The sequence below is a fragment of the Pseudomonas sp. GW821-FHT10C09 genome (genome assembly GCF_059415465.1).
Map to the genome: position 1 here is coordinate 164,392 of NZ_JBWKNG010000013.1, position 12,550 is coordinate 176,941.

12 protein-coding genes are annotated in these 12,550 nt (G+C 60.1%); 10 read left to right on the forward strand and 2 right to left on the reverse strand.

Annotated elements, in window-relative coordinates; all coding sequences use genetic code 11:
• Nucleotides 1–165: 165 nt before the first annotated feature.
• The 6 genes from adk to AC07N8_RS15595 all read left to right on the forward strand — a co-directional run bounded on the left by adk (nucleotide 166) and on the right by AC07N8_RS15595 (nucleotide 4,533).
• A complete protein-coding gene (gene adk / locus AC07N8_RS15570) occupies nucleotides 166–813 on the forward strand; it encodes an adenylate kinase (protein WP_027924949.1) in 648 nt (215 codons plus the stop codon).
• A gap of 87 nt (nucleotides 814–900) precedes the next feature.
• Nucleotides 901–1,575: a tRNA (adenosine(37)-N6)-threonylcarbamoyltransferase complex dimerization subunit type 1 TsaB gene (gene tsaB / locus AC07N8_RS15575; RefSeq protein ID WP_493144357.1), complete on the forward strand. Its 675-nt coding sequence runs from the start codon at nucleotides 901–903 to the stop codon at nucleotides 1,573–1,575.
• Between the two features lie 244 nt (nucleotides 1,576–1,819).
• Entirely contained in the window at nucleotides 1,820–2,125 is a 306-nt protein-coding gene (locus tag AC07N8_RS15580) for a hypothetical protein (RefSeq protein WP_123433679.1), read from the forward strand.
• Complete coding sequence (locus tag AC07N8_RS15585; protein WP_493144354.1) at nucleotides 2,125–2,985, forward strand: DUF72 domain-containing protein; 861 nt, start codon at nucleotides 2,125–2,127, stop codon at nucleotides 2,983–2,985. The genes AC07N8_RS15580 and AC07N8_RS15585 overlap by 1 nt, the downstream gene beginning before the upstream one ends.
• Nucleotides 2,986–3,019: 34 nt before the next feature.
• Nucleotides 3,020–3,841, forward strand: a complete 822-nt coding sequence (locus AC07N8_RS15590) for an isocitrate lyase/PEP mutase family protein (RefSeq protein ID WP_483840427.1) — start codon at nucleotides 3,020–3,022, stop codon at nucleotides 3,839–3,841.
• Between the two features lie 2 nt (nucleotides 3,842–3,843).
• Nucleotides 3,844–4,533, forward strand: coding sequence for an extensin-like domain-containing protein (locus AC07N8_RS15595; protein ID WP_493144353.1), 690 nt, complete (start codon nucleotides 3,844–3,846; stop codon nucleotides 4,531–4,533).
• 17 nt (nucleotides 4,534–4,550) lie between these two features.
• On the opposite strand, the gene AC07N8_RS15600 is transcribed toward AC07N8_RS15595, so the two are convergent.
• Nucleotides 4,551–5,171, reverse strand: a complete 621-nt coding sequence (locus tag AC07N8_RS15600) for a hypothetical protein (protein ID WP_027924955.1) — start codon at nucleotides 5,169–5,171, stop codon at nucleotides 4,551–4,553.
• Nucleotides 5,172–5,264: 93 nt separating this feature from the next.
• On the opposite strand from AC07N8_RS15600, the gene AC07N8_RS15605 reads away from it, so the two are divergent.
• The gene (locus AC07N8_RS15605) at nucleotides 5,265–6,047 is read left to right on the forward strand and encodes a class I SAM-dependent methyltransferase (RefSeq protein ID WP_027924956.1); all 783 of its coding nucleotides are present in this window, start codon (nucleotides 5,265–5,267) and stop codon (nucleotides 6,045–6,047) included.
• A gap of 97 nt (nucleotides 6,048–6,144) precedes the next feature.
• Here the strand turns inward: AC07N8_RS15605 and AC07N8_RS15610 are convergent, their stop codons facing one another.
• Nucleotides 6,145–6,789, reverse strand: coding sequence for a TetR/AcrR family transcriptional regulator (locus AC07N8_RS15610; protein ID WP_483840431.1), 645 nt, complete (start codon nucleotides 6,787–6,789; stop codon nucleotides 6,145–6,147).
• 93 nt (nucleotides 6,790–6,882) lie between these two features.
• Here AC07N8_RS15610 and AC07N8_RS15615 point away from each other — a divergent pair, with 93 nt between their 5' ends.
• From AC07N8_RS15615 to AC07N8_RS15625, 3 genes are all read left to right on the forward strand, one after another.
• Nucleotides 6,883–7,983, forward strand: coding sequence for an efflux RND transporter periplasmic adaptor subunit (locus AC07N8_RS15615; protein ID WP_493144350.1), 1,101 nt, complete (start codon nucleotides 6,883–6,885; stop codon nucleotides 7,981–7,983).
• A gap of 6 nt (nucleotides 7,984–7,989) precedes the next feature.
• Complete coding sequence (locus AC07N8_RS15620; RefSeq protein ID WP_493144348.1) at nucleotides 7,990–11,055, forward strand: efflux RND transporter permease subunit; 3,066 nt, start codon at nucleotides 7,990–7,992, stop codon at nucleotides 11,053–11,055.
• Nucleotides 11,056–11,150: 95 nt separating this feature from the next.
• Nucleotides 11,151–12,518 carry a Fic family protein gene (locus AC07N8_RS15625; RefSeq protein ID WP_493144346.1) on the forward strand — a complete coding sequence of 456 codons (1,368 nt, stop codon included), beginning with the start codon at nucleotides 11,151–11,153 and terminating at the stop codon, nucleotides 12,516–12,518.
• Nucleotides 12,519–12,550 lie beyond the last annotated feature (32 nt).

Genomic DNA, 12,550 nt, shown 5'->3' on the forward strand with positions numbered 1-12,550 from the left:
CACATCAGGCAGCGGTTTCTCCGACTTTCGGCGGCTTGTGTGGTCCGGGCCTGCTGTGTATCTTGATCAGCCTTTGGCCGTTTGGGCGGTCACGACCCTATTTTTGAGATTGGCCCCACGAGGCGAATCTGACGTTATCCATATAAAAAATTGAGGAGCACATCGATGCGCGTCATTCTGCTGGGAGCTCCCGGGGCCGGTAAAGGTACTCAGGCTAAGTTCATCACCGAGAAATTCGGCATTCCGCAAATCTCCACTGGCGACATGTTGCGTGCAGCCGTCAAGGCCGGCACCGAGCTGGGCCTGATCGCCAAGAGCGTCATGGACAGCGGCGGTCTGGTCTCCGATGACCTGATCATCAACCTGGTCAAGGAACGCATCAGCCAGGCGGATTGCGCCAATGGTTTCCTGTTCGACGGTTTCCCGCGCACCATTCCTCAGGCTGAAGCCCTGGTGAAGGCCGGCGTCGAGCTGGACCACGTGCTGGAAATCGACGTCAAAGACGAAGACATCGTCCAGCGTATCGCCGGCCGTCGTGTTCACGAGGCCAGCGGCCGCGTGTACCACATCGTCTACAACCCGCCGAAAATTGCCGGTAAAGACGACATCACCGGCGACGAGTTGGTACAGCGCAAAGACGACACTGAAGAAACCGTGCGTCATCGCCTGTCGGTCTACCATGCCCAGACCGAGCCTCTGGTGAAGTTCTACCAGGAGCTGTCCGCCGCTCAAGGCAAACCGAAGTACAGCCACGTTGAAGGTGTTGGCTCGGTTGAAGCGATCACCGGCAAAGTGCTTGAAGCACTGAGCTAAAAAAACGCTTCATCTTCTACGGCCCGCTTGCGGGCCGTAGTTGTTTATACTGGCGCACTTTTTCTGACCTCTCTTACGGAAACATCGATGAGCACCTTGCTGGCCCTGGACACCGCGACTGAAGCTTGCTCCGTTGCCTTGCTGCATGACGGCAAAGTCACGAGCCATTACGAGGTGATCCCGCGCCTGCATGCGCAGAAGCTGTTGCCGATGATCCAGCAACTGCTCGCCGATGCGGGGACCACGCTGCAAGCGGTCGATGCCATCGCGTTTGGCCGTGGGCCGGGCGCGTTTACCGGTGTGCGGATTGCCATCGGGGTGGTGCAAGGCTTGGCGTTTGCGCTGGATCGCCCGGTGTTGCCGGTGTCGAACCTGGCCGTGCTGGCGCAACGCGCGTATCGCGAACACGGCGTGAGCCAGGTCGCGTCCGCCATCGATGCGCGGATGGATGAAGTGTATTGGGGCTGCTACCGCGAAACGGCGGGGGAGATGCGCCTGGCAGGCAATGAAGCCGTGTTGCCGCCGGAAGTGGCGGCGTTGCCGGCGGATGCCAGTGGTGAGTGGTTTGGCGCGGGCACGGGTTGGGGCTATGCCGAGCGCATTGCCGTGAACCTGGCCGGGCAGGATGCGGGCATGTTGCCGCATGCCGAAGATCTCCTGACGCTGGCACGGTTTGCCTGGGAACGGGGTGAGGCGATTGTGGCGGATGAGGCTCAGCCGGTTTATTTGCGCGATAAAGTGGCGACGCCCAAGGCGCGTTGATTTCTCTGTATCGAGTAGGTCCTATCGCGAGCAAGCTCGCTCCCACAGGGGATTTGTGAACGCCGCAGATCCAGTGTGGGAGCGAGCCTGCTCGCGAAGGCATTTTGTGTAACGCAGCCAATCGTCGATTTATACCCTCAGCTTTTAAACCTTTTCCCGATTCTGTGTTCTAGTTATCACCAAGCGGTTTGCGAAGCGGCCAATGCGCCACTAAACTGCCATCATTGATACCGGACATGTACTCATGCGTATAGACGGCCTTTCCTCTCAGTCCTACCCCATCAAGCGCAAGGCTCGCAAAGGCCCTGTGGCGGAAGACGATTACGTCGATATCGACGGCGAGCTGGAAATTCCGTCCGAAGAGCAAATGGCTGCCCGTGCCGCCAAAGCCTCGGCGCAACGCCTGAGCAATCTGCCGGCGCGTCAGCAAGACATGATCTACCACCGCGCCATGAGCAAAAGCGTCGCCACCGCGCTCGCCAGCTACCTGAGCACGGCCACTTTTGTCGATTGGGATACGGATGTGCTGGGTCTCGACCTGTACATCTGATGGTTCAGCCTTACTACCTCGGCTGCCCGTCCTGGAGTGAAAACGCCTGGCGCGATTATCTTTATCCGCCAGACGCGAAATCCTCCGAGTTTCTAAATCTCTATACCCAAGTATTCAACGCCGTAGAAGGCAATACGACCTTCTACGCGAGCCCGGCTGCCACCACTGTCGAACGCTGGGCCGAGGCCATGCCCGAACACTTTCGTTTCACCGCCAAGTTTCCTGGCGATATCAGCCACGGCGGCGACCTGCGCGAGCAACTGACCGCCGCCGAAACCTTCGTGCAATTGCTTAGCCCCTTGGGTGAGCGGGTTTCGCCGTTGTGGCTGCAATTGTCGAAAAGCTTCACGCCGCAGCGATTGCCCGAACTGGCCGCGTTCATTGATGCGTTGGAACGCCCGCTGGCCGTCGAGGTGCGCCACGATGCGTTCTTCGCCAAGGGCGATGCCGAGCGCATGCTCAATCGCCTGCTACTGGATCGCGGTGTCGAACGCATCTGCCTCGATCCGCGTGCGCTGTTCAGTTGCATCTCGACCGATCCCTCGGTGCTTCACGCCCAGTCGAAAAAGCCCAAGGTACCGCCACGTCCGGCGGCGTTCACCCAGTTTCCGCAGGTGCGTTTCATCGGCCATCCACAGCTGGAAGCCAACGATCCGTTTCTGCTGCCGTGGGTCGAGAAAATCGCCGCGTGGATCGAAGAGGGGCGCACGCCCTACATCTTCCTGCACACCGCCGACAACCTGCTGGCCGCCCGGCTGGCGCAACGTTTTCACGCACAACTGATGGTGCGTTTGCCTGGCCTGCCGCCGCTGCCTGAGCTATACAGAGAACCCGCAGCGGAGCAACTTGGATTGCTCTGAGGCGGATTCGTCCCCCTATTCAGGAGCCTGCCCAATGGATGCGCAAACCCTTCGAGCCCAGGCGTTCAAAGCGCTGCACGAACGCGATGGGGCTTTCGTCATTCCCAACCCGTGGGACGCCGGCTCGGCGAAGATGCTCGCCAGCCTCGGTTTCGAGGCGCTGGCAACCACCAGTGCCGGTTACGCTTTTTCCAATGCACGCCCGGATGGCGCGCTGACCCTCGACGATACGCTGGCTAATGTTCGGGCGATTGTCGCGGCCACTGATCTGCCGGTGGCGGTGGATCTGGAAAACGGTTTTGCCGATGACCCCGCGCAATGCGCCCAGAGCATTTTGCGCGCGGCTGAGGCCGGTGCGGTCGGCGGCTCGATCGAAGACGCCACGGGCCGTGAAGCGGCGCCGATCTACTGCTTCGAACATGCCGTGGCGCGGGTTGCAGCGGCGGTGGCAGCGGCGCGCAGCTTGCCGTTCCCCTTCATGCTGACCGCGCGTGCCGAGAACTTTCTGCACGGCAATCCCGATCTCGCCGACACCATTCGCCGCTTGCAGGCGTTCGCCGAGGCCGGTGCCGACGTGCTCTATGCGCCGGGGTTGCGCAGTGCCGAAGATGTGTTGGCGGTGGTCCGTGCCGTGGCGCCCAAACCGGTCAATGTGTTGATGTCTGGCGGGCTCAAGTTGACGGTCGAGCAGTTGAGCGAAATGGGCGTCAAACGCATCAGCGTCGGATCGGCGCTGGCCTTGGCGGCGTATGGCGAATTTTTCCGTGCGGCTGAAGAGATCAAGACTTCGGGCACGTTCGGGTTTACCTCGCGCTCCATGCCGTACGCGAAGGCCAATCAACTGTTCAAAGGCTGACGATGCGGTGGTGGCTGTTGTTGATCCTGTTGCTCATTGGCGCGTTGGGCCTGGGTGTCTGGCGCGGCTTGATCTCCCTCCCACCGCAGTGGAACCCTTGGGCGCCACTGGACGTGAAGGCCGAACCGAACCTGTTGACCCGCTACAAGTTGATGCGCTTGGGCGATGATCCACAGTTGTGCGACCAGGCCTTGAGCAGTTCCGGATTGCGCGTGACCCGCCAGGCCGACAGCCCCGACGCCACGTGCCCGCTGATCAACACGTTGCGTGTGCAGGGCGGTGAAGTGGCCCTGAGCAGCAGCTTCCTCGCCAGTTGCCGGTTGGCGGTGTCGTTCGCGCTGTTTGACCGGCATGTCCTGCAACCCGCGGCGCAGACGGTCTACGGGCTGGCGGTGACGCGGGTTGACCATCTCGGCAGTTTTGCCTGTCGCAACGTTTACAACCGCAACAACGGCAGGCTCAGTCAGCACGCGTCAGCCAATGCGCTGGACATTGCCGGTTTCCGTCTGGCGGATGGGCGAACCATCAGCGTGCTCAAGGATTGGCCAAAGGATAATCAGGACACGCGGTTTCTACGTCAGGTCCGCGACGGTGCGTGCGACATGTTCAGCGTGGTGTTGAGCCCGGATTACAACGCCGCCCATCGCAATCATTTTCATGTGGATGTCGGGCCGTGGTGGGTGTGTCGCTGAGGGCCTGTTACAGAAGGTCAGGCGGCGATGCGCAGGTTTTGCAGTACGATCGGGCGAGCCCAGCCGTTATCGAAATCGAGCTGTTTTTGTTGTTCCACCAGTTCTTCGGGGGAGAACGGCGGGAACGGCTTGTCCAGCAGGTCCATCTCGAATTCGGCGATCGGCAGGTGCAGCGGACGTGGTTGTGGCGCCGGGCCGGCTTCCGGCACGGGTTGACCGGCGGTGAGCACGATAGGGCGGACCCAGCCGCTTTCGAAGTCCTGTTGTTTCTGCTGAGCGACGATTTCTTCCGGCGGGAACGGTGGGGCCGGTTTGTCGGCCAGGTCCATTTCGAACTCGGCAATCGGCAAAAACAGTGGCTCCGGCGGGCGGACCACGGTGTCCGTCACGTTGCATTCGCGCTGGGAAACGATGTGCGCCAGCAGGTCGCTGCCGACGGTAGGCTCGACCGGGCTGTCGAGATCGACCGGTGGAAACTTGAGCGACTCAGGAACCCCGTCACCCGGCTGATCGGCCAGCGCCCGGGCAAAAAAATCTTGCCACAGGTGACTGACACCGCCCAACGCTTGGGTGTTTCGCAGGTTGTAATCGCCGTAGGGCGAGATAAAACCTGTGATTGTGGGTTGAAAGTCTGACATTTCTCTCGGTCGACGCTCAGCTCTGGCAAAATGCCCGTTAGTTTTGTTATCGGCCGTTTTTGCCGATCATTAATTTTTTGAGCGTGTTTTCCGATGATTGATCAACCGGCGGTTTGCCGCATCCATGTCGAGGCCCTGGGCACGACCTTTCAGCCCCAGGCCGAGCAATGGGCCGAGCGCCTGGGCTTGCCGTTGCAGGTGGATGATGGCGAGTTTGCCTTGCAGGTCGGCGAGCAGGGTTTACAGCTGCAACAACTCGGCGCGGATGCGCCGGGGCCGGTGCGGGTGGACTTCGTCGAAGGCGGGGCGGCGCATCGCCGGTTGTTCGGTGGCGGCACGGGGCAGATGATCGCCAAGGCCGTTGGCATCGCGCAGGGCGTGCGTCCGCGTGTTCTGGATGCCACGGCGGGGCTGGGCAAGGATGCGTTCGTGCTGGCGAGCCTGGGCTGCGAGATGAGCCTGATCGAGCGTCAGCCGCTGATCGGCGCCTTGCTGGAGGATGGCCTGGCGCGCGGCGCGGAAGATTTCGACGTGGCACCCATCGTGGCGCGCATGCGGTTGCTCAAGGGCAATTCGATTGAAGTGATGCGCAATTGGGAAGGTGAACCGCCGCAGGTGATCTACCTCGACCCGATGTTTCCCCATCGCGAAAAAACCGCGTTGGTGAAAAAGGAAATGCGCTTGTTCCGGCCGTTGGTGGGCGATGACCCGGACGCGCCGGCGTTGCTTGAGGCGGCATTGGCGTTGGCCAGTCACCGGGTTGTAGTGAAGCGGCCGCGCAAGGCGCCGTGTATTGCGGGACCGAAGCCGAGTCATGCGCTGGACGGGAAATCCAGCCGGTATGACATTTATCCGAAGAAAGCACTTAAACCCTGATACCGCGTCGCTCCCACATTGGATCTGTGCAACACCAGAGATCCCTTGTGGGAGCGAGCCTGCTCGCGAAGGGGCCAGAATTAGCACCCCAAACCTATCAGCTTGTCTCTGGCCGATAAGCCCGCATAAACAACCCCACCACTTCCTGCACATGCTCCTCGGCCGCAACCCCGGTCACCGGCCCGCCGCAGCCGTACAACAACCGAAAATTGCCCCCGCCCTTGAGCAAGCAGAAGAAATGCTCAGCCGCATTACGCGGTTTATCAATGCTCAACACACCGCTTTGATCCACCTGGGTCAGCAACCGCTCCATGCCATCCAGCATGCGTTGCGGGCCGGCCTCGAAAAAGATCAGCGAGAGTTTCGGGTCCTGGCTGCCGAGGGTAATCATCAGGCGGTGCAGGTTTACTGATTCGTCGCTATTGATCAGCTGGTGAAAGCCGTGCGCGATGTTCAGCAGCACGGTTTCCACGGCGACCCCGTCCGCCAGTTCGAAAAACAGCGGCGGCAGTTGCTCTTCGCATTTGGCGACCACGGCGGCGGAGAACAGCGTCTCCTTGTCGTTGAAGTGGCTATAGACGGTCAGCTTGGACACGCCAGCCTCAGCCGCCACGGCATCCATGCTGGTGTTCGCGTAACCCTTGCTCACAAACAGAATTTTCGCCGCATCGAGGATGGCCTGGCGCTTGGCCAGATCCTTGGGGCGGCCCGGACCGCTGGGTGCTGAAAGATTGTTCGACATATTCGCTTTTATTACTGGACTGGTGAGTTTGCTATTAATACCATACTGCTCAGTATAATTATTCCAAGCACCATTAGCGAAAGGTCGTTCACCATGTTCCGCTATGCCTTGCCCCTCGCGTTGCCAGTCAGTCTGGCGTTTTTATTGACGGCGTGTGGTCACGAAGAGGCGCCGCAAGTCACCATTCGCCCGGCCATGGTGGTGCAGCCAGAGCCTTCGGCGCAGGCGATGGAAAGCTATCCCGGTGAAGTGCGGGCGCGCTATGAGCCGGACCTGGCGTTTCGCATTGGCGGCAAAGTCAGCCGACGACTGGTCGAGGAAGGGCAGCGCGTCAAGGCTGACCAGCCGCTGGCAGAGCTCGACCCTCAAGACGTTCGCCTGCAACTGGAAGCCACCCGCGCCCAAGTCGCCGCCGCCGAGGCCAACCTGAGCCTGGTGCGCACCGAGCGGGATCGCTACAAGACCCTGATGGACCGTCAGATGGTCAGCCATTCGCAGTACGACAATGCCGAAAACCTTTACCGATCCGGTGAAGCCCGCCTCAAGCAAATCAAAGCCGAATTCAATGTCTCGACCAATCAGGCGAGCTACGCGGTGCTGCGCGCGCCTCAGGATGGCGTGGTGGCCAAGCGGGCCGTGGAAGTCGGGCAAGTGGTGGCCGCCGGGCAAACCGTGTTCACCATTGCCACCGATGGCGAACGTGAAGTGTTGATCAGCCTGCCGGAACAGAGTTTCGGCCGCTTCAAGGTCGGTCAGCCGGTGTCGGTAGAGCTCTGGACCCAACCGGATCAACGCTTCGCCGGCCGCATCCGCGAACTGTCGCCTGCCGCCGATCCAAAATCGCGCACCTTCGCCGCCCGCATTGCGTTTACCGCAGGCAAAGTCCCGGCGGAGCTCGGCCAAAGCGCCCGGGTGTTCATCCAGACGGTAGAAACCATTGCGCTGTCGGTACCGTTATCGGCGGTCACCGCCGAAAACGGCGCGACTTACGTGTGGGTACTCGGCGCCAACAACACCTTGAAAAAAGCCCCGGTGCGCGTCGGCCCGTTCGGCGAGAAAACCGTGCCGGTGCTCGAAGGCCTGAATGCCAGCGACTGGGTGGTGGCTGCAGGTGTTCATGTGCTTCACGACGGGCAACAAGTGCGTCCGGTGGATCGCTCCAACCGCGTGGTCAATCTGGCGGACAAGGAGTAATTCCCGATGCGCTTCAACCTTTCCGAATGGGCGCTGCGTAATCGCCAGATCGTACTGTTCCTGATGCTCTTGCTGGCCGTCGTCGGTGCGCTTTCCTACACCAAGCTCGGCCAAAGCGAAGACCCGCCGTTTACCTTCAAGGCCATGGTGATTCGCACCAACTGGCCGGGGGCCACGGCTCAGGAAGTGTCGCGCCAGGTCACCGAACGCATCGAGAAAAAACTGATGGAAACCGGAGAGTACGAGCGCATCGTCTCGTTCTCCCGTCCGGGTGAGTCCCAGGTCACCTTTATCGCGCGTGATGCCATGCACTCGCAGGACATTCCCGAGCTCTGGTATCAGGTCCGCAAGAAGATCAGCGACATCCGCTACACCTTGCCACCGGGTATTCAGGGGCCGTTTTTCAACGATGAGTTCGGCACTACGTTCGGCAACATCTACGCCCTGACCGGCGACGGTTTTGATTACGCGGTGTTGAAGGACTACGCCGACCGCATCCAGATCCAGCTGCAACGGGTCAAGGATGTGGGCAAGGTCGACCTGCTCGGACTGCAGGACGAGAAAATCTGGATCGAGCTGTCCAACGTCAAACTCGCCACCCTTGGCTTGCCATTGGCCGCCGTGCAGCAAGCGCTTGAAGAGCAGAACGCTGTGTCGACGGCCGGGTTCTTCGAAACCACCAGTGAGCGATTGCAGCTACGGGTTTCGGGGAATTTTCAGACGGTCGATGAGATCAAGAACTTCCCGATCCGTGTCGGTGATCGCACGTTCCGCATTTCCGATGTGGCCGACGTTCGCCGTGGTTTTAACGATCCTCCCGCACCGCGCATGCGCTTCATGGCCGAAAACGCCATCGGTCTGGCCGTGGCGATGAAGGACGGCGGCGACATTCTGGTGCTGGGCAAGGCGCTGGAAGTCGAGTTCGACCGCATCCAGAACAACCTCCCGGCCGGGATGCAATTGCGCAAGGTGTCGGACCAGCCCGCCGCGGTGAAAACCGGGGTCGGCGAATTCGTTCAGGTGTTGGTTGAAGCCTTGGCGATTGTGTTGCTGGTGAGCTTCTTCTCTCTTGGCGTGCGCACCGGCATGGTGGTGGCGCTGGCGATTCCGCTGGTGCTGGCAATGACTTTTGCCTGCATGTATTACCTCGGCATCGGCCTGCACAAGATCTCCCTTGGCGCGCTGGTGCTGGCGCTGGGCTTGCTGGTGGACGACGCGATCATCGCCGTGGAAATGATGGCGATCAAAATGGAGCAGGGCTTCGATCGTGTAAAAGCAGCCAGTTATGCCTGGACCAGTACGGCGTTCCCGATGCTCACCGGCACGCTGATCACCGCTGCCGGCTTCCTGCCGATTGCCACCGCGCAATCGAGCACCGGCGAATACACCCGCTCGATCTTCCAGGTGGTGACCATCGCGCTGCTGGCCTCATGGGTCGCTGCGGTGGTGTTTGTGCCGTACCTGGGGGAAAAACTCCTGCCGGATCTGGCGAAAATTCATGCGGCGAAACACGGCACCGATCAGCCCGACCCTTACGGCACACCGTTCTATGAGCGTGTCAGACGTCTGGTGGAGTGGTGCGTACGGCGGCGCAAAACGGTGATCGTGCTGACGATCATGATGTTCATTGGCTCGGTCATGCTGTTCCGTTTCGTGCCGCAACAGTTCTTCCCGGCGTCGGGGCGGCTGGAGCTGATGATCGATTTGAAACTGGCTGAAGGCGCCTCTCTGAGCAACACCGCCGACGAAGTCAAACGCCTGGAAGCCTTGCTGAAGGACCGTGCCGGTATCGACAATTACGTGGCGTACGTCGGCACCGGTTCACCGCGTTTCTACCTGCCACTGGATCAACAACTGCCGGCGGCGAGTTTCGCGCAGGTGGTGGTCCTGGCCAAGACCATCGAGGATCGCGAAAGCCTGCGGACCTGGCTGATCGAAACCCTCAACGAACAATTCCCGGCCCTGCGTGGGCGGGTCACGCGTCTTGAAAACGGACCGCCCGTGGGCTATCCCGTGCAGTTCCGGGTGACCGGTGAGCACATCGACGAGGTCCGCGCACTGGCGCGTAAAGTGGCGGCCAAGGTTCGCGAGAATCCGCACGTGGTCAACGTCCACCTCGACTGGGAAGAGCCCAGCAAAGTGGTGTACCTGAACGTCGATCAGGACCGCGCCCGAGCGCTGGGTGTGAGCACGGCGAACCTGTCGAAGTTCCTGCAAAGCTCGCTGACCGGTTCCAGCGTCAGCCAGTACCGCGAAGACAACGAGTTGATCGAAATCCTGCTGCGCGGAACCCTGCACGAACGCACCGAACTGTCGTTGCTGCCGAGCCTGGCCGTGCCGACCGACAACGGCCGCAGCGTGGCACTGTCGCAGATCGCGACGCTGGAATATGGCTTCGAAGAAGGCATCATCTGGCACCGTAATCGCCTGCCGAACGTCACCGTTCGCGCCGACATCTACGGCAAGGAACAACCGGCCACGCTGGTGCAGCAGATCATGCCTACGCTTCATCCGATTCGCGCCGAATTGCCGGACGGCTACTTGTTGGACGTTGGCGGCACGGTCGAAGATTCCGCCCGCGGACAGAACTCGGTGAAGGCCGGTGTGCCGTTGTTCATCGTGGTGGTGTTGACGTTACTGATGCTGCAACTGCGCAGCTTCTCGCGCACGGTGATGGTGTTCCTCACCGCGCCGCTGGGGTTGATCGGCGTGACCTTGTTCCTGTTGGTGTTCCGGCAGCCGTTCGGTTTTGTCGCGATGCTCGGGACCATCGCGCTGTCCGGGATGATCATGCGCAATTCGGTGATTCTGGTCGACCAGATCGAGCAAGACATCGCGGCGGGTCTCAAACCCTGGCAGGCGATTATCGAGGCGACCGTGCGCCGCTTCCGCCCGATTGTATTGACCGCACTGGCGGCGGTGCTGGCGATGATCCCATTGTCACGCAGTGTGTTCTTCGGGCCGATGGCAGTAGCGATCATGGGCGGGTTGATTGTGGCGACGGCGCTGACGTTACTGTTCTTGCCGGCGCTGTATGCGGCTTGGTTCAGGGTGAAGAAAGAGCCGGTCTGACTTCCTACATGTATTTCAGAATCCTCTGATATTGAGTCAGAGGACTCTGAATGCTGTACTCACGACTCAGTTTTACGAGTTTTGAGACAGTCATCATGAAGAAGCCACCGGTTGTAACGGGCAGGACCGATCCGGTGTTCGACCTGTTGATGAAATCTCCCCACAAGGAACGACTCCCGGACTATCTGGCCCTGCTGAAACCGCTGGATGATCAGGGGCGTTACCTCCCATTTAATGAATTGCGTTACCGCTGGGCGCCGGGTCTGGATTCAAGCGTGTGTTGGGCCTTGGTCAAAAAGGCCCGGACGGCACAGTATTCCTGCCTTCTGCCCTTGGGCGAACCAGTCCAGTGGGGCAATTTTTTGCTGACGCCGTTGGCGCAGAAAGCCATTTCGGCAGTCGATCGGCAAACCACCACCGCCGCGCTGGAATACATGACCAGCCAGATCGGTGAGCGTGCGCATTTCAGTTATCTGCTCAATGACCTGATCGAAGACGAAGCCATCAGCAGCAGCCAACTCGAAGGCGCTGCAACCACCACGCGGGCGGCCAAGGACATGCTCAAGCGCCATCGCCTGCCGCGTACGCCTGACGAGCGAATGGTCATTGGCAACTACCAGATGATGAACTTTGCCTGGGAACAACGTTATGAACCACTGAGTGTGGAACTCATCACCGCGATGCACCGTGTCGGCGTCGAGGGTATTGATGACGCGCAGTATTCGCCGGGCGAATTCAGAGGCAACGATGATGTAGTGGTGCAGGACGGCGAGGGCAACACCGTGCATACACCGCCGCCCGCGGCAGGGCTGGTGTCACGCTTGCAGGTGCTGTCGAAGTGGATCAATCGGTCCCACAACGATATCAACCGTGAGGACTACCTCCATCCGCTGGTGAAAGGCATCGCGCTGCATTTTGCCTTGGGTTACGAGCATCCTTTCCGCGATGGCAATGGTCGTGTCGCGCGGGCACTGTTTTACTGGTTCATGTTCAAGAATGATTTCTCGGCGTTTCGCTACATTGCTATCAGCGTGTTGCTGCGCAACGCACCCGTGAAATACGGGCGGTCGTATTTGAATACCGAGGCCGATGAACTGGACCTGACTTACTTCATTGATTTCCAGTGTTCGGTGATCCTGCGGGCCGTCAGCGGTTTTACCGAGGTCTATCGCAAGAGTCTGGCCCACGCCGAGCACTTTGATCGTTGGTTGATGGCGTCCGGTTTTTTCGACCAGCTCACCGAGAAGCAGCGCGCCGTCTATCAAGTGGCCAAGAGCGGGATGGCCAAGGAGTTCACAGCCGTCAATGTGAAGGAAAACCTCGACTGCTCTTACAACACGGCTTCGTCGACCTTGAATGGGTTGGTTGACTTGAAGGTGTTCGAGAAACGCAAGATGGGGCGCGAGTGGGTGTTCTTTTTACGGACGGCGCCCGTTGCCTCATCCATCATGGAAGCCGTTTAAATAAAAAAACCCGCTGAACCAGTAAAGGTCAG

What these genes read in the sequence shown, in the direction of transcription:
- AC07N8_RS15585 (WP_493144354.1), top strand. Translation starts at nt 2,125, where the DNA reads ATGGTTCAGCCTTACTACCTCGGCTGCCCGTCCTGGAGTGAAAACGCC.
- AC07N8_RS15590 (WP_483840427.1), top strand. Translation starts at nt 3,020, where the DNA reads ATGGATGCGCAAACCCTTCGAGCCCAGGCGTTCAAAGCGCTGCACGAA.
- AC07N8_RS15600 (WP_027924955.1), bottom strand. Translation starts at nt 5,171, where the DNA reads ATGTCAGACTTTCAACCCACAATCACAGGTTTTATCTCGCCCTACGGC.
- tsaB (WP_493144357.1), top strand. Translation starts at nt 901, where the DNA reads ATGAGCACCTTGCTGGCCCTGGACACCGCGACTGAAGCTTGCTCCGTT.
- AC07N8_RS15610 (WP_483840431.1), bottom strand. Translation starts at nt 6,789, where the DNA reads ATGTCGAACAATCTTTCAGCACCCAGCGGTCCGGGCCGCCCCAAGGAT.
- AC07N8_RS15605 (WP_027924956.1), top strand. Translation starts at nt 5,265, where the DNA reads ATGATTGATCAACCGGCGGTTTGCCGCATCCATGTCGAGGCCCTGGGC.
- AC07N8_RS15620 (WP_493144348.1), top strand. Translation starts at nt 7,990, where the DNA reads ATGCGCTTCAACCTTTCCGAATGGGCGCTGCGTAATCGCCAGATCGTA.
- AC07N8_RS15580 (WP_123433679.1), top strand. Translation starts at nt 1,820, where the DNA reads ATGCGTATAGACGGCCTTTCCTCTCAGTCCTACCCCATCAAGCGCAAG.
- AC07N8_RS15615 (WP_493144350.1), top strand. Translation starts at nt 6,883, where the DNA reads ATGTTCCGCTATGCCTTGCCCCTCGCGTTGCCAGTCAGTCTGGCGTTT.
- AC07N8_RS15625 (WP_493144346.1), top strand. Translation starts at nt 11,151, where the DNA reads ATGAAGAAGCCACCGGTTGTAACGGGCAGGACCGATCCGGTGTTCGAC.
- adk (WP_027924949.1), top strand. Translation starts at nt 166, where the DNA reads ATGCGCGTCATTCTGCTGGGAGCTCCCGGGGCCGGTAAAGGTACTCAG.
- AC07N8_RS15595 (WP_493144353.1), top strand. Translation starts at nt 3,844, where the DNA reads ATGCGGTGGTGGCTGTTGTTGATCCTGTTGCTCATTGGCGCGTTGGGC.